Origin of the sequence: Rhizobium sp. R86522 (genome assembly GCF_042466255.1) — a bacterium.
GTDB lineage: Bacteria > Pseudomonadota > Alphaproteobacteria > Rhizobiales > Rhizobiaceae > Allorhizobium.
In genome coordinates, this window is the sequence record NZ_JAXHBX010000001.1 from 1,448,844 (window position 1) to 1,470,866 (window position 22,023).

At 60.9% G+C, this 22,023-nt stretch carries 19 protein-coding genes and 1 tRNA gene; 12 read left to right on the forward strand and 8 right to left on the reverse strand.

Annotated elements, in window-relative coordinates; all coding sequences use genetic code 11:
- Window positions 1–60 precede the first annotated feature (60 nt).
- The 9 genes from SJY08_RS06870 to SJY08_RS06910 all read left to right on the forward strand — a co-directional run bounded on the left by SJY08_RS06870 (window position 61) and on the right by SJY08_RS06910 (window position 11,895).
- Complete coding sequence (locus tag SJY08_RS06870) at window positions 61–1,296, forward strand: ABC transporter substrate-binding protein (protein WP_054149701.1); 1,236 nt, start codon at window positions 61–63, stop codon at window positions 1,294–1,296.
- 164 nt (window positions 1,297–1,460) lie between these two features.
- A complete protein-coding gene (locus SJY08_RS06875) occupies window positions 1,461–2,363 on the forward strand; it encodes a carbohydrate ABC transporter permease (protein WP_054149700.1) in 903 nt (300 codons plus the stop codon).
- A complete protein-coding gene (locus tag SJY08_RS06880; RefSeq protein WP_054149699.1) occupies window positions 2,356–3,315 on the forward strand; it encodes a carbohydrate ABC transporter permease in 960 nt (319 codons plus the stop codon). The genes SJY08_RS06875 and SJY08_RS06880 overlap by 8 nt, the downstream gene beginning before the upstream one ends.
- Window positions 3,316–3,319: 4 nt before the next feature.
- On the forward strand, window positions 3,320–4,408 hold the full coding sequence (locus SJY08_RS06885; RefSeq protein WP_153762274.1) for an ABC transporter ATP-binding protein: 1,089 nt from the start codon (window positions 3,320–3,322) through the stop codon (window positions 4,406–4,408).
- 63 nt (window positions 4,409–4,471) lie between these two features.
- Window positions 4,472–6,931, forward strand: a complete 2,460-nt coding sequence (locus SJY08_RS06890) for a glycoside hydrolase family 2 protein (RefSeq protein WP_377275120.1) — start codon at window positions 4,472–4,474, stop codon at window positions 6,929–6,931.
- Window positions 6,932–6,994: 63 nt separating this feature from the next.
- Window positions 6,995–7,756 (forward strand): sugar phosphate isomerase/epimerase family protein, encoded by a 762-nt coding sequence (locus tag SJY08_RS06895; protein ID WP_377275121.1) that lies wholly within the window; start codon window positions 6,995–6,997, stop codon window positions 7,754–7,756.
- Window positions 7,757–7,783: 27 nt separating this feature from the next.
- Window positions 7,784–8,917: a Gfo/Idh/MocA family protein gene (locus tag SJY08_RS06900; protein ID WP_377275122.1), complete on the forward strand. Its 1,134-nt coding sequence runs from the start codon at window positions 7,784–7,786 to the stop codon at window positions 8,915–8,917.
- Window positions 8,918–9,034: 117 nt separating this feature from the next.
- Entirely contained in the window at window positions 9,035–10,087 is a 1,053-nt protein-coding gene (gene mgrA, locus SJY08_RS06905; RefSeq protein ID WP_377275123.1) for an L-glyceraldehyde 3-phosphate reductase, read from the forward strand.
- Between the two features lie 200 nt (window positions 10,088–10,287).
- A complete protein-coding gene (locus SJY08_RS06910) occupies window positions 10,288–11,895 on the forward strand; it encodes a glycoside hydrolase family 43 protein (RefSeq protein ID WP_377275124.1) in 1,608 nt (535 codons plus the stop codon).
- Window positions 11,896–12,320: 425 nt separating this feature from the next.
- On the opposite strand, the gene fghA is transcribed toward SJY08_RS06910, so the two are convergent.
- The 7 genes from fghA to SJY08_RS06945 all read right to left on the reverse strand — a co-directional run bounded on the left by fghA (window position 12,321) and on the right by SJY08_RS06945 (window position 18,298).
- Window positions 12,321–13,154, reverse strand: coding sequence for an S-formylglutathione hydrolase (gene fghA / locus SJY08_RS06915; protein ID WP_377275125.1), 834 nt, complete (start codon window positions 13,152–13,154; stop codon window positions 12,321–12,323).
- Between the two features lie 34 nt (window positions 13,155–13,188).
- The gene (locus SJY08_RS06920) at window positions 13,189–13,635 is read right to left on the reverse strand and encodes a YaiI/YqxD family protein (protein ID WP_054149691.1); all 447 of its coding nucleotides are present in this window, start codon (window positions 13,633–13,635) and stop codon (window positions 13,189–13,191) included.
- 3 nt (window positions 13,636–13,638) lie between these two features.
- Window positions 13,639–14,091: a GNAT family N-acetyltransferase gene (locus SJY08_RS06925; RefSeq protein ID WP_377275126.1), complete on the reverse strand. Its 453-nt coding sequence runs from the start codon at window positions 14,089–14,091 to the stop codon at window positions 13,639–13,641.
- On the reverse strand, window positions 14,091–15,218 hold the full coding sequence (locus SJY08_RS06930; protein ID WP_377275127.1) for an S-(hydroxymethyl)glutathione dehydrogenase/class III alcohol dehydrogenase: 1,128 nt from the start codon (window positions 15,216–15,218) through the stop codon (window positions 14,091–14,093). Before SJY08_RS06930 ends, SJY08_RS06925 begins: the two co-directional genes overlap by 1 nt.
- A 100-nt stretch (window positions 15,219–15,318) precedes the next feature.
- On the reverse strand, window positions 15,319–15,936 hold the full coding sequence (locus SJY08_RS06935; RefSeq protein WP_377275128.1) for a GNAT family N-acetyltransferase: 618 nt from the start codon (window positions 15,934–15,936) through the stop codon (window positions 15,319–15,321).
- 57 nt (window positions 15,937–15,993) lie between these two features.
- The gene (locus SJY08_RS06940; protein ID WP_377275129.1) at window positions 15,994–17,265 is read right to left on the reverse strand and encodes a hypothetical protein; all 1,272 of its coding nucleotides are present in this window, start codon (window positions 17,263–17,265) and stop codon (window positions 15,994–15,996) included.
- A 100-nt stretch (window positions 17,266–17,365) separates the two neighbouring features.
- Window positions 17,366–18,298, reverse strand: a complete 933-nt coding sequence (locus tag SJY08_RS06945; RefSeq protein WP_054149686.1) for a DMT family transporter — start codon at window positions 18,296–18,298, stop codon at window positions 17,366–17,368.
- A 277-nt stretch (window positions 18,299–18,575) separates the two neighbouring features.
- On the opposite strand from SJY08_RS06945, the gene SJY08_RS06950 reads away from it, so the two are divergent.
- Window positions 18,576–19,013, forward strand: coding sequence for a helix-turn-helix domain-containing protein (locus tag SJY08_RS06950; protein ID WP_377275130.1), 438 nt, complete (start codon window positions 18,576–18,578; stop codon window positions 19,011–19,013).
- A 4-nt stretch (window positions 19,014–19,017) separates the two neighbouring features.
- On the opposite strand, the gene lipB is transcribed toward SJY08_RS06950, so the two are convergent.
- A complete protein-coding gene (gene lipB / locus SJY08_RS06955; RefSeq protein ID WP_054149684.1) occupies window positions 19,018–19,734 on the reverse strand; it encodes a lipoyl(octanoyl) transferase LipB in 717 nt (238 codons plus the stop codon).
- A gap of 214 nt (window positions 19,735–19,948) precedes the next feature.
- Here lipB and SJY08_RS06960 point away from each other — a divergent pair.
- A tRNA-Leu gene (locus SJY08_RS06960) sits at window positions 19,949–20,033 on the forward strand.
- Window positions 20,034–20,457: 424 nt separating this feature from the next.
- Window positions 20,458–22,020 (forward strand): alginate export family protein, encoded by a 1,563-nt coding sequence (locus SJY08_RS06965; RefSeq protein ID WP_194842809.1) that lies wholly within the window; start codon window positions 20,458–20,460, stop codon window positions 22,018–22,020.
- Window positions 22,021–22,023: the final 3 nt, after the last annotated feature.

Genomic DNA, 22,023 nt, shown 5'->3' on the forward strand with positions numbered 1-22,023 from the left:
GCGCTCCAAAATTCTTTGACATAAGTTTTTCCGGCAACGTTTCAGTGAGGGAGGAGACTCATGAATTTTCGTAGCTTTGCGGCAGCTTTGGCCGCTACTGTTGTCATGCCGTTTGCGGCAGCGCAGGCCACCGATCTCGAAGTAACCCATTGGTGGACGTCGGGCGGTGAAGCCGCTGCTGTCGCCGAGCTTGCCAAGGCATTCGACGCCACCGGCAACAAATGGGTCGACGGTGCTATCGCCGGTTCCGGCGGTACCGCCCGCCCGATCATGATCAGCCGCATCACCGGTGGTGATCCGATGGCTGCAACCCAGTTCAACCACGGCCGCCAGGCCGAGGAACTGGCTGAAGCCGGTCTGATGAAGGACCTCACGGCCGTCGCCGAAAAGGAAGGCTGGAAGGACATCATCAAGCCGGCAAGCCTGCTTGAAAGCTGCACGATCGACGGCAAGGTTTACTGCGCCCCGGTCAACATCCACTCCTGGCAGTGGCTGTGGCTTTCGAACGGAGCATTCGAAAGTGCGGGCGTCGCCGTGCCGAAGAACTGGGACGAATTCGTCGCGGCAGCCCCCGCACTTGAAGCGAAGGGCATTATTCCGCTCGCCGTTGGTGGTCAGCCGTGGCAGTCGGCTGGTGCCTTCGACGTTTTGATGGTCGCCATCGCTGGTAAGGAAACCTTCGAAAAGGTGTTCAAGGACAAGGATGCAGACGTTGCAGCCGGTCCTGAGATCGCCAAGGTGTTCGCCGCTGCCGACGATGCGCGCAAAATGTCCAAGGGCTCCAACGTTCAGGATTGGAACCAGGCTACCAATCTGGTCATCACCGGCAAGGCCGGCGGCCAGATCATGGGTGACTGGGCACAGGGCGAATTCGCTCTGGCCGGTCAGGTTGCCGGGAAGGACTATACCTGCCTTCCGGGCCTCGGCGTGAACGAGATCATCTCGACCGGCGGTGACGCATTCTACTTCCCCGTCCTCGATGACGAAGAAAAGTCTGCTGCACAGGACGTTCTGGCTGCCACCCTGGTTGCACCCGCAACACAGGTTGCGTTCAACCTGAAGAAGGGCTCGCTGCCGGTTCGCGGTGACGTCGATCTCGCTGCTGCCAACGACTGCATGAAGAAGGGCCTCGACATTCTCGCCAAGGGCAATGTCATCCAGGGCACCGACCAGCTGCTTTCTGCCGACAGTCAGAAGCAGAAGGAAGACCTCTTCTCTGAGTTCTTCGCCAATCCGTCCATGACCGTCGAAGATGCGCAGAAGCGCTTCGCCGACATCATCGCTTCCGCTGATTAATCGCGGGTGACCTGTCCAGCCAGGGGCGACCCTGGCTGGACGCAGGCCATTTCGACCGGGGTAGGGCGTCCGCGCCCGTGTAACGGCTGCGTGCGGGAAGCGTGTGTTTTCAGCGTGACGGCCTTGGTACGAGCACCCGTGTCCAGGACGAGGAGGACTGACCCATGGCGAGCCCGTCGCATGCTGGTCGACCCAACAAGCTGTTTCGCAATCTGAACGCCAAGATCGCGTCCATTCCAATGGTGCTGACCGCCATGGTCATCTTCCTTGGAGGGACAATCTGGACGGTCGTCTATTCCTTCACCAATTCGCGGCTTTTGCCGCGCGCCAACTTCATAGGCTTCGAGCAGTATGAACGTCTGTGGGATGCGCCGCGATGGATCATTTCGATCCAGAACCTGGCGATCTACGGGATACTCTCGCTGATCTTCTCGATCGTTATCGGGTTCCTACTGGCCGCGCTGATGGATCAGAAGATCCGTTTCGAAAACGCGTTCCGCACGATCTTTCTCTATCCCTTCGCGCTGTCCTTCATCGTCACCGGTCTCGTCTGGCAATGGATCCTCAACCCGGATTTCGGGGTGCAGTCGATCGTGCGGTCGTTGGGCTGGGAGACCTTCACCTTCAACCCGCTCTACAATTCGGAGATCGTCATCTACGGCATCCTGATCGCCGGTCTGTGGCAGGGCACGGGTCTCGTCATGTGCCTGCTGCTCGCGGGTCTGCGTGGCATCGACGAAGACATCTGGAAGGCCTCGCGCGTCGACGGCATTCCCATGTGGAAGACCTATCTCTTCATCATTATCCCGATGATGCGCCCTGTCTTCATCACCACGCTGGTCATCATCACATCCGGCATCGTCCGCCTCTACGACCTCGTCGTCGCCCAGACCAGCGGCGGCCCCGGTATCGCCTCCGAAGTCCCTGCAAAATACGTCTACGACTATATGTTCCAGGCACAGAATCTCGGCCAGGGCTTCGCCGCATCGACCATGATGCTGCTGACGGTCGCGATTATCATCATCCCCTGGGCCTATCTCGAATTCGGAGGAAAGAAGCGTGGCTAATCCCGGTTCTCTCAACGCTACCGCCGCCGGTTTCGACGCGGTCTCAAATCAGGTTGGCTCCGATCATGTCGGGTCGGGCCCACGCGGTGCCAAGCCGAAGCGCACCTTCTCGGGGCGCAACATCATGCTCTACGGGTCGCTGATCTTCTTTGCGATCTACTATCTGATCCCGCTCTACGTGATGATCGTGACGTCGCTGAAGGGCATGCCGGAGATCCGTCTCGGCAATATCTTCTCGCCACCGATGGAGATCACCTTCGAGCCGTGGGTCAAGGCCTGGGCAACCGCCTGCACCGGCCTGAATTGCGACGGCCTGTCGCGCGGGTTCTGGAATTCGGTCCGGATCACCGTGCCTTCGACGCTGATCTCGATCCTGATCGCCTCGGTCAATGGCTATGCACTCGCCAACTGGCGCTTCAAGGGTGCGGAACTGTTCTTCACGATTCTGATCATCGGCGCCTTCATTCCCTATCAGGTGATGATCTACCCGATCGTCATCGTGCTGCGCGAACTCGGCATCTACGGCACGCTGACCGGCCTTGTCGTCGTGCACACCATCTTCGGCATGCCGATCCTGACGCTCTTGTTCCGCAACTACTTCACCTCGCTGCCGGAAGAGCTGTTCAAGGCCGCCCGTATCGATGGGGCGGGGTTCTGGCAGATCTATCTCAGGATCATGCTGCCCATGTCGTTGCCGATCTTCGTCGTCGCCATGATCCTGCAGATCACCGGCATCTGGAACGACTTCCTGTTCGGCGTCGTGTTCACCCGACCGGAATACTACCCGATGACGGTCCAGCTCAACAACATCGTCAACTCGGTCCAGGGCGTGAAGGAATACAACGTCAACATGGCCGCAACACTTCTGACCGGCGCCGTGCCGCTCATCGTCTACTTCATTTCCGGACGCCTCTTCGTCCGGGGCATCGCCGCCGGCGCAGTCAAGGGTTAAGCTCATGTCGCATAGTGTATCGATCAAGGACCTCTCTTTGAGCTTCGGCGCCGTCAAGGTGCTGGAAAACCTCAATCTCGACATTGTCGACGGTGAGTTCATCGTTCTCCTGGGCTCATCCGGCTGCGGCAAGTCCACGTTGCTCAACTGCATCGCGGGACTGCTCGAGCCGACCGACGGGCAGATCTTCATCAAGGGCAAGAACGTCACCTGGGAGGAACCCAAGGACCGTGGCATCGGCATGGTGTTCCAGTCCTATGCGCTCTATCCGCAGATGTCGGTAAAGAAAAACCTCTCCTTCGGCCTGCAGGTCGCCAAGATGCCGAAGGACGAAATCGAAAAGCGCGTCCAGCGTGCCGCCGATATCCTGCAGATCGGTCCGTTGCTCGACCGCAAGCCCTCGGCACTCTCCGGTGGTCAGCGTCAGCGTGTGGCGATCGGCCGTGCCCTGGTGCGCGACGTCGACGTCTTCCTGTTCGACGAGCCGCTTTCCAACCTCGACGCCAAGCTGCGCTCGGAACTGCGTGTCGAGATCAAGCGCCTTCACCACAGCCTCAAGAACACGATGATCTACGTCACGCACGACCAGATCGAGGCGCTGACGCTTGCCGACCGCATTGCGATCATGAAGAGCGGCGTCATCCAGCAGCTCGCCGATCCGAACACGATCTACAACCAGCCGCGAAACCTCTTCGTCGCCGGCTTCATCGGCTCCCCGTCGATGAATTTCCTGAATGGTGATCTCGTCAATGAAGGCGGCGAGGTCTTCTTCCGCACCCATGACGTTCTCTTCTCGTTGAAGGGATATCGCTCGGCGGAGCCTCTGACCGGCGGTCGCAAGGTGGTGCTCGGCGTGCGTCCGGAGCATATCAAGGTCGACGAAGAGGCCGGTATCGGCGAGCTGCACGAGGCGATCGTCGACATCGAGGAGCCGATGGGCGCCGACAACCTGCTCTGGCTCAAACATGCCGGCCACACCATGTCGGTCCGCATCGGCGGCACCCGTCGTTATGCGCCGGGCGCCAAGGTTCGCCTCGGCTTTGACATGGAAGTTGCCTCCCTTTTCGATGCGCAGACCGAAGAGCGCATCTGACACGTTCCCCCCTGCGTCCCGGCCTGTGACCGGGGCGCCTTTTTCTTCTGCAGGACTGTCGTCATGACCCAGAATGCCCACAACGGCGCCATCGATCTTCACGGCGAATGGCGTCTTTCGTCCGCCAACGGCGACCATCAGGCGGCGATCACGCTGCCGGGCGATGTGCATTCGGCGCTGCATGCCGCAGGCCTGATCCCCGATCCCTATTTCGGTCGGAACGAAGAGGTCGTGCAATGGGTTGCCGAGCGCGACTGGGTCATCGAACGTCAGGTCGTCGTTCCCGATATTTCCGGCAGCTGGTATCTCGACATCGACTATCTCGATACGGTCGCCGTCGTCTTCGTCAACGATGTGCCGGTGCTATCCGCCGACAACTGTTTCCGCCGCTATCGGCCCGATGTCAGCCACGCGCTGCAGCCGGGCGAAAACACCATCCGCATCTTCTTCCATTCCAGCATCACGGCTGGCGCCGAACGCCAGGCGCGCCAGCCCTTCTATATTCCGTATTCGACTGCGAATTCCCCGATCCCGAACGGCAACATGCTGCGCAAGCCGCAATGCCATTTCGGCTGGGACTGGAACATCGCGATCGCCCCCCTCGGGCTCTACGGGATCATGGCTCTCAAGAAGCTCGACCCGGCGCGCATCGAGCACGTGGAGACCGAGCAGGTCCATCACACCGATGGTCGCGTCGAGCTCAAGGTTACCGCTACCATCCACTCTGTTGAGCCGGCCGTCGTGCCCGTGCATTTCTCGCTCGACGGTGAGCGTGTGCGCCTGGACGTCGGCATTGCCGCTGGCGAGACGAAGATCGTGCATGTCTTCGAGATCGAAAACCCGCGGCTCTGGTGGCCCTCCGGTTCCGGCGAGCAGGCGCTCTATACGCTGACCGTCGACCTGCCGAGCGAAACCGTGACCCGCCAGATCGGCCTTCGTACCGTCGAGCTGATCACCGATCCGGACGAGGCTGGCAGCCGCTTCGCGCTCAAGGTCAACGGTCGCGAGATCTTCTGCCGCGGCGCCAACTGGATCCCGGCGGATGCGCTGTTCTCCCGCTCGTCGGAGGAGAAGACCACGGACCTGCTGCAGTCGGCCGCCGACGCGCATATGAACATGATCCGCGTCTGGGGCGGAGGCTTCTACGAGCCGGACTGGTTCTACGATCTGTGCGACCGGCTCGGGCTGATGGTCTGGCAGGACTTCATGTTCTCTTGCAACCTCTATCCTTGCACCGATGACTTCCTCGACAATGTGGCCCACGAAGTCGAATACCAAGTCAAGCGTATGTCGAGCCATGCCTCCATCGTTATCTGGTGCGGCGACAACGAGCTCGTCGGTGCGCTTACCTGGTTTCCGGAATCCCGCGACAACCGCGACCGGTATCTCGTCGCCTATGACCGCCTCAACCGTGTCATCGAGCAGGGCGTCAAGAAGACTTATCCCCAGGGCATCTGGTGGCCATCGAGTCCAGCGTCGGGGTATCTCGACTATGGCGATGCCTGGCATGCCGATGGCTCCGGCGACATGCATTACTGGTCGGTTTGGCATGAGAACAAGAGTTTCGATAATTACCGAACCGTCAAACCGCGCTTCTGCTCGGAATTCGGCTTCCAGTCCTATACCTCGCTGCCGATCATCGAAGGGTTCGCCGACAAGGGCGACATGAACATCGCGTCGCCGGTGATCGAGCTGCACCAGAAGAATGCCGGCGGCAATGAGCGGATCGCGGGCACAATGTTCCGCTACTTCCGCTTCCCCAAGGACTTCGCCAATTTCGTCTATCTGAGCCAGATCCAGCAGGGCCTCGCCATCAAGACCGCCGTCGAATACTGGCGGTCGCTGAAGCCCCATTGCATGGGCACCATCTACTGGCAGCTCAACGACACTTGGCCGGTTGCTTCCTGGTCCAGCCTCGACTACGGCGGCAGCTGGAAGGCGATGCATTACATGGTGCGCCGCTTCTTCCAGCCGGTCGCGGTCGCCGCCATCCCGTCCGAAGACGGCAGCACCATCGCGCTATCCATGGTCAACGACACGCTCGATACCGTCACCATCGACGCCAATCTCTTCGTTTTGACGCTGTCCGGCGATCGCATTCCGCTGAAAAGCGTGCAGGGCGATTGCGGTCCTGATGCCGCAGATGTGCTGGTCACGCTCGATGCCAGCGAGATCCCGGCCGACGGGCTGCTTGCCTGGAGCTTCATTGCGTCCAACGGCATGAGCGGGGAGGGGCATTTCCTTGATGGCACCTACAAGGCGCTGGAGCTTGAACCCCCGCGTCTGGAAACCACTGTTGCCCCGACCGTCGACGGTGCGTTCGAGGTGACGGTCACGGCCAGAGGCCTGGCACTCTTCGTCATGCTCGAAAGCGCAACCCCCGGGCGCTATTCCGACAACGCCTTCGACCTTTCGGCCGGCGAGAGCCGCCGCATCACTTTCAAACCGGATGCCGCGCTGCCCGCAGGCACCCTGCCGGCGTTCCGCATCTACGATCTCTATAGCTGCCAGTCGGTGGACTGACAGGCGACACAGATAAGGCCCTGGGCGCCCGATCCAGGACCAAACGAGGAGGAGACTACCCCCATGACCAAACTCGGCTTCCAACTTTACAGCGCCCGCAATTTCCAGCCCTTCAGCGGCATCTATCCGAAGCTTCAGGCCGCCGGCTACGGTGAGGTCGAGGGTTATGGTGCGCTTTACGCGTCGCTTGCCGATGGCGAACTCGATGCGTTCCGCAAGGAGCTTGATGACAACAGCCTGACCATGCCGACCGCCCATTTCGGCCTCGACATGATCGAGAACGATCCGGCCCGTGTGATCAAGATCGCCAGGACGCTCGGCATCGACGCGGTCTACTGCCCCTATCTGATGCCCGATCAGCGTCCGACGGATGCGGCCGGCTGGTTCGCCTTCGGCCAGCGCCTGCAGGCCGCCGGCAAGCCGCTGCGCGATGCGGGCCTCGTCTTCGGCTGGCACAATCACGACTTCGAATTTGCGGCCCTGCCGGATGGATCGACCCCGCAGGAACAGATCTTCGCCGGCGGTCCCGAGCTCGACTGGGAAGCCGATATCGCCTGGGTCATCCGTGGCGGTGCCGATCCCTTCTCCTGGATCGAAAGCTACGGCAAACGCATCAGTGCCGTGCATGTAAAGGATATCGCCCCCGCAGGTGAAAACACCGAGGAAGACGGCTGGGCGGATGTTGGCCATGGCACCGTCGACTGGAAGGGCCTGATCGCGGCGCTGAAGAGCACCCGCGTCAAGCATTTCGTCGTCGAGCACGATAATCCCAAGGATATCGACCGGCTGATCACCCGTTCGATCGCTTCCTTCAACACCTATTGAACCCATCGCAGCAAGCAGGACATTTCCATGGCACGCGAACTCGGCGTCGGCATCATCGGATGCGGCAATATTTCCACCACCTACTTTACGCTTGCGCCGCTGTTTCGCGGTCTGAAGGTCGTCGCCTGCGCGGATCTCAACATGAGTGCGGCACAGCTGCGCGCCGAGGAATACGGCGTCAAGGCACAGACGATCGACGAGCTGCTGGCCAATGACGAGGTCGACATCGTCGTCAACCTGACGATCCCGGATGCGCATTATCCCGTCTCCAAGCGTATCCTTGAAGCCGGAAAGCATGTCTATTCGGAAAAGCCGCTCGTGCTCTCACTGGAGCAGGGCGAAGACCTGCGTGCCATTGCCAAGTCCAAGGGCCTGTCGGTCGGCTGCGCACCCGATACCTTCCTTGGTGGCGCCCACCAGCTGGCGCGTGCCTATATCGACAAGGGCGGCATCGGCCGCGTCACCTCCGGCACCTGCCATGTGATGAGCCCCGGCATGGAAATGTGGCATCCGAATCCGGACTTCTTCTTTCTGCCCGGCGGCGGACCAGTTCTCGACCTCGGACCCTATTACATCGCCAACCTGATCAACCTGATCGGCTCCGTGAAGCGTGTGGCGGCCCTGACCTCGATGGCGAACGAGACCCGCACCATCACCAGCCAGCCGCGCAATGGCGAGACGATCCCGGTGAAGACCCCCACCAACATCCATGCGCTCCTCGAATTCCAGAGTGGCGCGACGATCACCCTGTCGGCCAGCTGGGATGTCTGGAGCCACCGCCACGCCAATATGGAACTCTACGGCACCGATGGCTCGCTCTACGTGCCCGATCCGAACTTCTTCGGCGGCGTCGTCGAGGCATCCGGTCGCGACAAGAACATCCAGCCGCTCGAGGCCTGGGATCATCCCTTCGGTCGCAACAACCAGGAAAGCCCGCAAGGTCCTCGCGCCAACTACCGCACGGCCGGCCTTGCCGACATGGCGGTCGCGATCCTCGAGGGCCGCGATGCCCGCTGCTCGCTGGACCGAACGCTACACGGCGTCGATGTCATGGTGTCGATCCTGAAGTCCGGCGAGACGGGTGAATTCGTAACCCTGTCGACAACCTGCACCCAACCGGCGGCTCTGGGTATCGACGAAGCGCAGGCTCTGCTTAGATAAGGGGGAGCTATGCCCCTCATCCGGCTGCCGCCTCCTTCTCCCCGCCTGCGGGAAGAAGGTCCCGGCAGGGGGATGAGGGGCAAGCAACAAGCGTCTGCATCCGGGAGAGAACCATCCATGACCTATACCCCCGCCGAAAACCGCTATGAGCGGATGACCTATAATCGCTGCGGAAAAAGCGGGCTGAAGCTGCCGGCAATCTCGCTCGGCCTCTGGCACAATTTCGGCAATGACACGCCGCATTCCACCAAGCAGGCGATCTGCCGTAGGGCTTTCGACCTCGGCATCACCCATTTCGACCTCGCCAACAATTACGGCCCGCCGGCCGGCTCTGCAGAAGAAGCCTTTGGCGAGATCCTCAAGACCGACTTCCGAGGCTACCGCGACGAACTGATCATCTCGTCCAAGGCCGGCTACAACATGTGGCCAGGTCCTTACGGCGAGTGGGGTAGCCGCAAATATCTGATCGCTTCCTGCGACCAGAGCCTGAAGCGCATGGGCCTCGACTATGTCGACATCTTCTATTCGCACCGCTTCGATCCCGACACGCCGCTCGAGGAGACCTGCGGCGCGCTCGACCACATCGTCCGTTCGGGCAGGGCGCAATATGTCGGCATTTCCTCCTACAATTCCAAGCGCACCCGCGAAGCCCATGCCATCCTGAAAAACCTTGGCACGCCGCTTCTCATCCACCAGCCCAGCTATTCGATGATCAATCGCTGGATCGAGGAAGACGGGCTGATCGATACGCTGGAAGAACTGGGCGTCGGTTCGATCGTCTTCTCGCCGCTCGCGCAGGGCATGCTGACCTCGAAATACCTGAACGGCATTCCGGAAGGCACCCGCGCCACGCAGGACAAGTCGCTTGATCCGGGCTTCCTCAACGACCGCAATCTCGAAAACATCCGGGGCCTCAACAAGATCGCGGAAAAGCGCGGCCAGACGCTGGCGCAGATGGCGCTGTCCTGGGTGCTGCGTGGTGGCCACATCACCACGGCGCTGATCGGCGCGTCGAAGCCCTCCCAGGTCGAGGATTGTGTAAAGGCGATCGAGACACCTGATTTCACGGCGGAAGAACTCGCCGAGATCGACGTCTTCGCCAAGGACGCCGACATCAACATCTGGGCCGCGTCCGCCGAGCGCAAGGGCCCGCCACGGAAGAAGAAGTAGAAACCTATCTCCCCCCTTGCGGGGGAGAACGGGATTTCAGCAGCTTAGCGTCAGCAAAGTGCTAGAAATCCCAAGAGAGGGGCTTGTCAGTCAGGCAGCCCCTCTCCTGAAAAATCTAGGGCTTGAGCCTTTGGCTAGACCCTGATTTTTCTTCCTCTCCCGCAGGGGGAGAGGTAACTGCGGAGGAGGAACCACACGTCATGATCATCAACCCCATCCTGCCGGGCTTCAATCCGGATCCGTCGATCTGCCGCGTGGGCGAAGACTACTACATCGCCACCTCCACCTTCGAATGGTACCCCGGCGTGCAGATCCATCATTCACGCGACCTCGTGAACTGGGACCTCGTGACCCGCCCGCTCAACCGCGCAAGCCAGCTCGACATGCGCGGCAATCCCGACAGCGGCGGCGTCTGGGCGCCGTGTTTGTCCTATGCGGACGGGTTGTTCTGGCTCGTCTATACCGACGTGAAGCGTTTCGAAGGTTCCTTCAAGGACGCACACAATTACATCGTCACCGCACCTTCGATCGAAGGGCCCTGGTCCGATCCCATCTATGTCAATTCCTCAGGCTTCGACCCCTCGCTCTTCCATGACGATGACGGCCGTAAGTGGTTTACCAACATGCAGTGGAACCACCGCCCCGAAGCCCGCAACACCATCGGCCATGCCAAATTCGACGGCATCCTGCTGCAGGAATGGGACCCGAAGACGAAGACGCTCACCGGCCCGATCAGGAACATTTTCGAGGGCAGCAAACAGGGCCTCGTCGAAGGCCCGCATGTCTTCAAGCGGAATGGCTGGTACTACCTGACGACTGCCGAAGGCGGCACTGGATATGACCATGTCGTCACCATGGCCCGCTCGCGCGCCATCGAGGGTCCCTATGAGATGCACCCGAATACGCATCTCATCACCTCCAAGGATGACCCGGACGCCGATCTGCAACGCGCCGGTCACGGCCAATATGTCGAAACACCGGATGGTCAGTTCTATCACACCCATCTCTGCGGGCGTCCCATGCCGCCCAAGCGTCGCTGCACGCTGGGCCGCGAAACGGGCCTGCAGAAATGCGTCTGGAAGGAGGATGGCTGGCTCTATCTCGAACAGGGCGGCGTCGTGCCCGCCGTCGAGGTTCCGGCGCTTAATGGAGCCATCAAACGCGACGAACCGGTCGAGATCGTCAGGATGTTTGACAGCGCAGACTTACCTAGAGAATTCCAGTGGCTGCGCACTCCGCATCCGGAACGCCTGTTCAGCCTAAGCGAGCGGGCCGGGCGCTTGCGCCTTTTCGGCCGGGAAAGCATCGGTTCCTGGTTCGAACAGTCGCTGATTGCCCGCCGTCAGGAGCATCACAGCTTCCGCGCCGAAACGCGCCTCGAATTCTCGCCCGAAACCTATCAGCAGGTCGCAGGCCTGACGCATTACTACAACCGCACCAAATTCCACGCGCTCGGCATTTCCACGGACGAAAAGCTCGGCCGCTCGCTGATCATTCTCTCCTGCCCGGGTGACTATCCCTCCGGTAATCTGACCTTCCCTGTTGGTATGGGCCAGTCGATCCCCGAAGGTGCCATCGATCTCGCCATGGATATCACCGACAACGATCTGCAATTTTTCTGGCGGGCCGTAGGCGAGGGCGCGTGGCAGGCCATCGGCCCCGTCCTCGACGCCGGCGTCGTCTCCGACGAAGGCGGCTTCGGCGAACACGGCTCGTTTACCGGGGCGTTTGCCGGCATGTTCTGTTTTGATGTGTCGGGGCAGGGCAAAGCGGCGGATTTCGAACGGTTTGTCTATCGGCGGGGGTAAGGGGCGCGCTGACATACGCCGCCGTCATCCTCGGCCCTGCACCTAGGATCTGCCGACGTCGCACATGCCGAGCATGGCGATCAGATTCTGGGCGGACAGCCTGTCGACTAGGTGGCGAAAAGGATTGCCAAGCCAAGTCTCAGCATCGAGACGGGATTGCTCAGGCCGAACATCACGAAGGCGACTACGGTCAGCAGCCCCCATGACAGCCAGTATGTTCGATAGTTTCCTGTGCGATAGCCGAGAACGCAGACCAGCAGGTTTGACACCACGAGCAGCGAGCCCAACCAGATTGATCTAACGCCCATCATCGGTAGCAACTGAGCCAGGGCGGCGATAACCACCGCCGAAACGAACTACTGCCGGGTTTTGTTCATGGCCTGTGTGTCCCCTCTGCGAGGAAATAGCCGGCTGAGTGAACGGTATCACCCCAACCGCTGCGCATGCCACTTCAGATGATCCTCCATGAAGGTCGAGATGAAGTAGTAGGAGTGGTCATAGCGCTCATGCATGCGCAGCGTCAGGCCGATATCCGTGCCCTTCACCGCCTTTTCGAATTTCCAGGGGGCGAGACCTGTCTCGAGGAAGCTGTCCGCCTTGCCCTGATCAACAAGGAATTCCGGGAAGCGGGCGCCGTCCTCGACCAGCGCGCAGGCATCGTATTCGCGCCACTTGGCGCGGTCGGCCCCGAGGTATTTTTCGAACGCATCCTGCGTCCAGTCGGCGGTCAGCGGATTGACGATCGGGGCGAAGGCCGAGCAGCTCTTGAAGCGCTCAGGGTTCTTCAGCGCAATCGTCATGGCGCCATGGCCGCCCATGGAATGGCCGAAAATGCCCTGGCGGTCCATGTCGGCGCGGAACTGCTCGGCGATCAGGCTGGGAAGCTCTTCCGTGATGTAGGAATACATCTTGTAATGCTCGGCCCAGGGCGTTTCCGTGGCATTCAGATACATGCCCGCGCCCTTGCCCATCTTCCAGTTGGTCAGCTCATCGGCCACGTCATTGCCGCGCGGGCTCGTATCCGGGCAGACGACGATCAGGCCGAGTTCGGCGGCCATGCGGCGGTACTCGCCCTTTTCCATCACATTGGCATGGCTGCAGGTCAGCCCTGAGAGATACCAGAGCACCGGCCGCTTTTCGGTGGTCGCCTGGGGTGGCACGAAGACGGCAAAGGTCATCTCGGTGCCGGTCGCCTCCGATGCGTGAGAGAAGACGCCCTGCATGCCGCCGAAGGCGGTGTTCTGGGAAAGGATATTCATGGGGATCTGTCCTTGTTCAGGGCCCTTTCGGGGCTCATTTCTTCACCCGACGGCAAAGCCGGTCGAGCGTTTCGAGGAAGGCCGAACGGTCGCGCGGCGAAAAGGCGGCATTGTAGCCCTTGCTCTCGCCGGTCTCGCGCAAGTGTGCGCCAAGGTCGCGCATCGCCGTCGCCATGCCAATATTGGCCGTGTCGAAGATCCGTCCTGTCGGGCCGGTGACCAGTGCACCGGCGGCGACGCATCGACCGGCCAGCGGCACATCGGCGGTCACGACGATGTCACCTTCGCTGCAGCGCTCGGCAATCCAGTCGTCAGCCGCATCGAAGGCGCCTGATACAATGACATTCTTCACCATCGGATCGCGCGAGGGGCGAAGGCCGGAATTCGCAACAAAGGTCACCGGTAGATCATGCCGCTCGGCCACTTTCAGGATCTCCGGCTTCACCGGACAGGCGTCGGCATCGACATAGATTTCGGGCATCGGCTATCCTTTCCGCAGCATATCCACATGCGGGATGCCATCCTCCAGATACTCCTCCGAGATCACCTCAAACCCCAGCGACCCATAGAATTTCTGCAGATGGCTCTGCGCCGAAATCTCGATCGGTTCACCCGGATGGCGCTTCTCGACCTCTGAAATCGCCTCGCGCATCAGCGCTTCGCCAAGCCGCTTGCCGCGATGATCAGGAGAGACCGCGACGCGGCCAATGCGCGGATGGTGCTCCGCCGAAGGCCGCCACAGCCTTGCGCAGGCGAGCAGGTCCTCGCCATCGAGCAGGCGAAGATGCAGGCAGTCCTTGTCGTTCCCGTCGAGCTCCGGATAGGGGCAATGCTGCTCGACGACGAAAACGTCGACGCGCAGCTTCAGCATGTCGTAGAGGTCGGCGGCGGAGAACTCGTCGAGCCTCCGCACGTCGACAGTGTAAGGCGCAGACATCAATAGACCACGACGCCGCGGATCGATTTGCCCTTGTGCATCAGGTCAAAGCCCTTGTTGATGTCTTCGAGCGGCATGGTGTGGGTGATCATCGGGTCGATCTGGATCTTGCCCTCCATGTACCAGTCGACGATCTTCGGAACGTCGGTGCGGCCGCGCGCGCCGCCAAAGGCGGTGCCCATCCAGTTGCGGCCGGTGACCAGCTGGAACGGACGCGTCGAGATTTCCTGCCCGGCACCGGCGACGCCGATGATGACGGACTTGCCCCAGCCGCGATGCGAGCTTTCCAGCGCCTGGCGCATCACCTTGGTATTGCCGGTGCAGTCAAACGTGTAGTCCGCGCCGCCGATCAGATCGTTGCCGCGCTTCGTCATGTTGACGAGATAGGGCACGATGTCGTCGCCGACTTCCTTCGGATTGACGAAATGCGTCATGCCGAATTTTTCGCCCCAGGCCTTGCGATCCGGGTTGATGTCGACGCCGATGATCATGTCGGCACCGGCCAGGCGCAGGCCCTGCAGCACGTTCAGACCAATGCCGCCGAGACCAAAGACGATGGCGGTCGAGCCGATCTCGACCTTGGCGGTGTTGATGACCGCACCGATGCCGGTCGTCACACCGCAGCCGATGTAGCAGATCTTGTCGAAGGGTGCGTCCGGGTTGACCTTGGCAACGGCAATCTCGGGCAGAACGGTAAAGTTCGAGAAGGTCGAGCAGCCCATGTAGTGGTGGATCTTGTCCTTGCCGATCGAGAATCGGCTCGTACCGTCGGGCATCACGCCCTGTCCCTGGGTTGTGCGGATCGAGGTGCAGAGATTGGTCTTGCGCGAGGTGCAGGAATAGCATTCGCGGCATTCCGGCGTGTAGAGCGGAATGACATGGTCGCCCTTCTTCACCGAGGTCACGCCCGGGCCGACATCAACCACGATGCCTGCACCTTCATGGCCGAGAATGGCCGGGAAGAGACCTTCCGGATCGGCGCCCGAGAGCGTGAAATCGTCGGTGTGACAGATCCCGGTGGCCTTCACCTCGATCAGCACTTCGCCGGCGCGCGGGCCTTCGAGTTGAACGGTCATGACCTCAAGCGGCTTTCCAGCCTGCACGGCGACGGCGGCGCGAACATCCATGGTTTTTCTCCTGACAAATCGTTGGTGGCGACTTTGGCACGCCTTCGCCATCCGGCTCAAGGCCCGAGCCGGATTTTCTCAAAAGTCTGATTTTTATCGTCTATTCGGCGGTGAGCACGGGGAAATGCGGGGCTGCATCTGGCCGCAGTTTACCCGTCTGTCTGGGATCTTCGAAAATCTCGACCATGCGCTTGTAGGGCTTGAAGCCGGAGCGCTGGTAGAATGCGAGTGCCGCCGGATGGTCGAGATGGCAGGTGTGAACCCAGAGGCGTGAAATGGGCTTTTCCCAGGCCGTGTCGATCGCGACATTCATCAGGATACGCCCGGCGCCCGATCCAATCAGGCTCTGGTCGAGACCGAAAAAAGCGAGTTCGCATTCTGCGCCTTCGCGGAAGTCGAGTTCCAGCAGCCCGAGCTTTTCGCCGTTGCGCGTCAGCGCATGGATTTCAACGGCGGGATCTTCGATGATGGCCCTCAGCTTCTCGTCATCCATCACGGCGCGCGAGACCCAGAGCCAGTCCTCTCCCACGCGGCGGTAGAGCGCGCGGTAATCCTCAAGCGCCGGCGCGTTCCAGCGCTCCACCGTCAGCCCATCGGTCGGCGGATTGGGGCGAGGTGCTGGTCTTGTCGTCATTTCAAGGCAGGTGACGATGGTCGCGAGCATGTTCGGCGCGACGTCGTGATAGCCGGCGGGGAGGAGCTTTTGATCGGTATCCATGCGGTCTCTTGGAGCTTGAGCGCCGCCGCATGTCAAGCGGGTGAAGCAGCGGCGGGATCAAGGAAACAGTCTGTCGCAGGCATAGATTACGGCGTAGACGTGGATGGCCAAGGCTGCATAGTAGCCGAAGCCGGTCATCAGGCGCTCCGGACCATTCATCGGCACGAGGGCCTCGCGGGGCTTTGCCGACTTCGTCCTGATCATGCCAAGCAGGGTGAAAAGTGCCACGCCGATCGTCAGTGCTGGTGCTGAAAGCCCAATTCGCCATCCGGTCCAGGCCACCACGCCCGTCACCAGAAAACTGGTGAGCGCGAGGGCGCGTGGCGCCTGAAACACCTGTCGCAGCACCTGGCCGCCGTCAAAGCGGTAGGTCGGAAGAAGGTTGAGAAGATTAAAGGCGCCGAGAATCACCAGAAAGACCAGGATCGGGCCATCCATCGCCGTCGAATGGGGAATGTCCCCCGCCGATTGATGGGCAGCGACAAGGATCGGGACAAGCAGCGCCGAGAAGCCGGCCCCCATCAGGGCGCAGGTTGCGACCTCGAAATGGGTATTGTAGGGGCGCCCGCCGATGGCCACGCCGCCAAGCAGCGGCACGAACAGCATGCGCGTCGTCGGATGGCCGAAGGCGCGGTAGGCCACCATGTGGCCGAGTTCATGCAGCAGGATGACGAGGGTCAGGAACACCGAGATCATCAGGCCCTGTGCGGTCAGGCCAAAAAATGGCCAGAGCAGAACGGTCGAGAGCAGCACGAGTACGGTTTGCCAAAGCGGGTGTTCGAAATGCAGAAGGCCCGACGCCGGACTTTCCTCCACATGGTTCTGCAATGCGGAGAGTTCGCGGGCGAGGGCTATGCGCCGGAACAGATAAAAGGCGAGCCCGCGGTAGTTGTCCGTCTGCTCGAAGGTGACCCGGCTGCCGAGGGGGGCACGTTCGACCTTGCGGCTTTCGCGATAGCCTTCCCAGAAGGTGTGGTCGAGCGTCGTATCATTGACCACCCTCAGTTCGCAGGTGAAACAGCCGGCGGCCGTCATCGCGGTGCGGTCAACGATCATGGTTCGTCTGCTGGGATGCCCGTGACGATCGCTTTGCCGATAGGCGAATTCCACCAGGTCCGGTTTGCCATCGACAGGTTCGACGGCAATGACGTTGGGATGCCAGGAGGTTTGGTCGCCAGCGGGACGGGTGATGTTCCACAGCTCTTCAGGACGCTCGCGGATGATACGGCTCACGCGGATGGTCCGCCGCCCAAGCGGTGCTGCCATCAGAAGCCACAGCAGGCCGAGATTGAAGGCGGCCAGAAACACTGCGGCCTGATACGTCGCCAAGAAGCTCTCCCGGTGCTGCGGATGAATGCGCCGAACCTAGGCGAGAACCCTTAGAATCCCGTGATTGAAATCATTCAAATGCCGTCGAACGGCCGGTCTTTCAGGCAATGTCCGCGACGGTCCGTGCCGGCGTTGTGCGTCTCTGTTCGCGCCAGAGAATGAAGAGACCCGATCCGACGATGATCAGGATGCCGAGCCATTTGGACGGTGTCGGAAATTCGTCAAACAGCAGGTAACCCAGCGCAACGGCGGCGATGATCTCGAAATACTGGAAGGGCGCGAGCACGGACAGCGTCGCCATGCGAAAGGCGCGGACTACGAGGAGATGGATGTAGCCGGAGATCGCGCCGAGCAGGACGAGCAGGACGAGGCCAAGCCATGAGGTCGGCAGCGACATCTCGAAGTCGACGCCGTCGGCAGCGGTGCCGAGCAACAGGGCGCCCCCCATGAAAATCGTGCCACCGATCCCGGCCATGGTCTGCATGGTCATCGGGGTGTCGGCCTCGCCGATCGCCCGGTTCAGGAACATGTAGAGCGCATAGAGAAAGGCGCAGGCGACAGGCAACAGGGCCTTCATGCCGAATACTTCGTAGCTCGGCTGGATGACGATCATCGCACCGCCGAAGCCGACCGCGATCGCCAGCCAGCGGCGCCAGCCGACTTTTTCCTTGAGGAAGATGGCCGACATGGCCGTCAGAATGAAGGGCTCGACAAAGTAGATGGCGAAGACATCGGCGAGCGGCATGTATTTGACCGCCATGAAAAACATCAGGCTCGCGGCGCCATGGATCGCGCCGCGCAGCAGGTTCATCCACGGCCGTTTCGCCGAAAAGGCTGCCAGACCGTTGAGGGCGATCAGAACCGGCAGGACCGAGGCCAGCTGGAAGAAGAAGCGGTAAAAGGTTACCTGTCCCGGTGACATGCCTTCGACCGTCGCCATGTATTTGGCAATGGCATCCATCACCGGAAGCACGAGCATGCAGCCCGCCATGAGGACCATGCCGCGAAATGGACTGGAAGGCGTGGCGCTCATTGTCGGGACTCACCGGAGGACTTCGTGCTTGAGAGAACAAGCATGAGGCGCGCTCCGTGATCAAGCAAAGAAAATGCGGAACAAAATTTCGCTGGCAGCGTTTACGACGCGTTTGTACGCATCTCCAGGATGTCGCCGTGTGACGGGTTTTCACCTGTTGGTGGCGCCTGCGGAAAGATGCAGGATCATCATGTCGTCTAATGTAGCGATGTGAGATCGAGGTAGAAAGGACCGTCGCCCTCCGGGTCGGCGTTTCCTCACGGTCAGGAGAAGTCGCATGCCCACACGTAAGGTCTATCCCCGGATGACGGATTCGAGTGACGATACGCTTGGGGGTCGCCTGTCGGCTGCGCGCGACGCATCTGGCCTCTCACTTGCCGATGTCGCAAACCGCGTCGGTGTGAAGCGCGACAGCCTCTTGGCCTGGGAAGCGGATCGTGCCGAGCCGAGACCGTCAAACCTGATCGATCTCGCAGGCATTCTCGGTGTTTCGCCCATGTGGCTGATGACCGGCGTCGGTTCGGGCCCCATTCAGGAGGCCGGCGATCTGCCGCTCGAAGCGCTCAAGCTCGATCTTCAGCGCCTGACCGAGGCGCATCTCGAATGCGGCCGGCTGATCGAGAAGATTGCACAACAGATCGAGACTTACGAGGAACGGCACGAAAGTCGCCGCGATTCCGGCGATCTCGACGGTCCGGTGATGGGACGCGCCTGAGGTCTCAGCCTTCGTTCACCGTAGGCCCGAAGACGTCTTCGAACGCTTCGCGCAGGCGCATGTCGACGTCTGCCATCATCACCGGCAGCCCGAGATCGACGAGGCTCGTCACACCATAGGCGGAGATGCCGCAGGGCACGATCCCGGTGAAGTGCGAGAGATCGGGATCGACATTGATCGACAGGCCGTGAAAACTCACCCAGCGGCGCAGGCGAATGCCGAGCGCTGCGATCTTGTCCTCGCTCATCGTGCCATCGGGCAGAACAGGCTTTTCCGGACGACGCACCCAGACGCCGACGCGGTCCTCGCGGCGCTCGCCCTTGACGTTCATGCTGTCGAGCGTGCGGATCACCACTTCTTCGAGGGCCGCCACATAGGCGCGGACATCCTGGCGCCGGCGCTTCAGGTCGAGCATCACATAGGCCACCCGCTGGCCCGGACCATGATAGGTGTATTCGCCGCCGCGACCGGTCGCGAAAACCGGAAATCGTTCGGGCTCGATCAGGTCCTTGGAATCAGCACTGGTGCCGGCCGTATAAAGGGGAGGGTGCTCCACCAGCCAGACCAGTTCGTCGGCCTTTCCGTCGGCAATCAGAGCCACCTGATGCTCCATTTCGGCAACCGCATCCTCATAACCCACGAGACCGTCCGAGACTCGCCAACGCACCGAAGGTGAGCCTTCACGAGGGTGCATGGCATGGTCGAGATCTGTGCGAAGCATGAAAATTGCCTTGGGCTGTGGATTGGCGAAAAGCCTTGTTTTCCCTGTATTTGGCAAGAAAAGCCCCGGAGTTCAAGGGCGCCGGCCTCCCCCATGCAGGGGGCTTATCCACCGGTCATGACGAATTTTCAAAAATCTGTCACGGCGGGCTTGTGGACCCCCAAGGCTTTTGCTACATGCAGCCCCGCCGGAGCAATTCGGCGCCTACCACGATGCGGTCGTGGCGGAATTGGTAGACGCGCAGCGTTGAGGTCGCTGTGGGGCAACCCGTGGAAGTTCGAGTCTTCTCGACCGCACCAAAAAAAACCCGGCCTTCGAGCCGGGTTTTTTGTTGCCCGCATGGCGGGCCGCCTGTTCGGCACCCAGCGGATGCCTCAGAAATTCTCTTGTGTGCAACGCTAGTAGCGCGACAATTTCTTGTGTACGATTTTTACACTTTGCTAAACATTGGCATCGGCATAGTCTGATATTATATTATGTGCGAGGGGCGTTATGTATCAAACACTTGCCAGTGCCGGCGGGCTTGCTTCAGGCCGTATCCCGCGTTCGCTCTCGTTCGGCATATTCCCTCGCGTCCTCGGTCTTGCCTTGATGATCCTAGTTGGCCCGCTCGCGGCGAACCCTGGACTTGCGCAGACCCCGTCGTCCGACGAGGGTCGGCTTGTCGAGAGTGTTGATATCGTTCTCGCCAATCCCTCTGCAGATGCGGCAGCGAATGACCGAGTGATCGATGCGATCCGGCGCAATATCGGCCTGTTTCCAGGCGCATCCTTCAACCGTGCCGAATTGGAGATCGCGATTGCCCGGGCCAGCCGTCAGGCGACGGTGGCGTCGGCCGAACTCGAAGTCTCCTCCGGGCGCTCGGGTGGGGTCGCCCTGACGATCAATGCAACGCTCAGCGACCAAATTCTGCGCGCGGATCGGGGGTATTTGGTCAGTGGAGACACCAAGGATCTGCCCATCCTCTATGACAGCGAAGGGACCATCATCGTCGGGAAACTCGAGACCCTGACGATGCTCTATGGCAATGTCGATGCTTGGTATGGACGCCCCGACCTGTTCCTAAATGGAAATCCGTTGGCGTCTGGAAACATGGCCGGCAGCGGCGCAAGCGGATGGGGGGAAGGCTTCATCCATACGGGGCTCTATGGATTGACGCCGATTGGCGACGATATCTATGCCTATGGCGGCCTCAGCGGCATCGTCAGCGGGTCGGCGGGAACCGAGTTGTTCACCGATGAAAGCCGCGCACACTTTGGTGTCGAAGACGCCTATGTCGGTCTTGTCGGAGGTCAAACCTACGACTCGGGCGACCGGCTCGTGTGGAACGCCTCAGTCGGGCGCAAGCGCTATGCGATCGCCGACAGCATGATTATCGGAAACACCGCATCGAACGGCGATGAACGGGCTGCGCTGCAGTCCAATCCGCGCTGGGCGGCGGACATGCTGGTGCTGGGGCAGTTGCGCTACAACAACAGCCTGTTCGAGCTGTTCTACCTCGATCCCGACGAACTTCCCGTCGTCGATTCTCGCACGCGCATGGTTGGGCTGAATGTCGAGACGCCGGTGGGCGGCGGTTTCAAGCTCGGCGGCAGCTATATCAGAGTTCTGGAATCGAGCTCTTCCTATTTCGCCCAGACTGCGCCTAATCCCACCACGGCCAAACTGGGGCGCAAAGGGCTTGAGGTGTTCAATGCGCGCATTCGTTGGGATCAGCCGAATGGCGACTTCTTCGGCAATGCGGAATTCGCCCTGCAGCGCAACGACAATTTCGATATGCACGCGACAGCGCTGGCGGCCGAAATTGGCTACCAGTTTTCCGAGATAGCGTGGCAACCCGTCGTCAGCTATCGCTACGCCCAGTTTTCGGGTGACGATCCCGCCACCGCGCGTTTCGAACGCTGGGATCCGCTGCTGTCCGGCGGAAACGGCGAGCAATGGGTGCAGGGGATCAACCATTTCAAGGTGTTCCAGGATAGCAACCTGATCGCCCACCGTCTGCAATTGCGTTTGCGACCCACACCCATGGTCGAACTGGTGCCGCAATTCTGGGTCTTCAGGGCTGACAGCGCCACCAATCTCGGTGGCAACCCCGCTTTGTCATCACTAGGTTCGAAAGAACTCGGCTACGAGGCCAACCTGACGGCCAAGTGGTTCATCTCCCCCAAGGTGATGCTGCAGGGCCATGTTGCCGCGACTTTCCCGGGCGATGCGGTCAAGCAGGCGACCTCGGGTGGTGCCGATACTTGGTGGAGCGCGATGGCCTTCCTGCGCGTGGCGTTTTGAGTT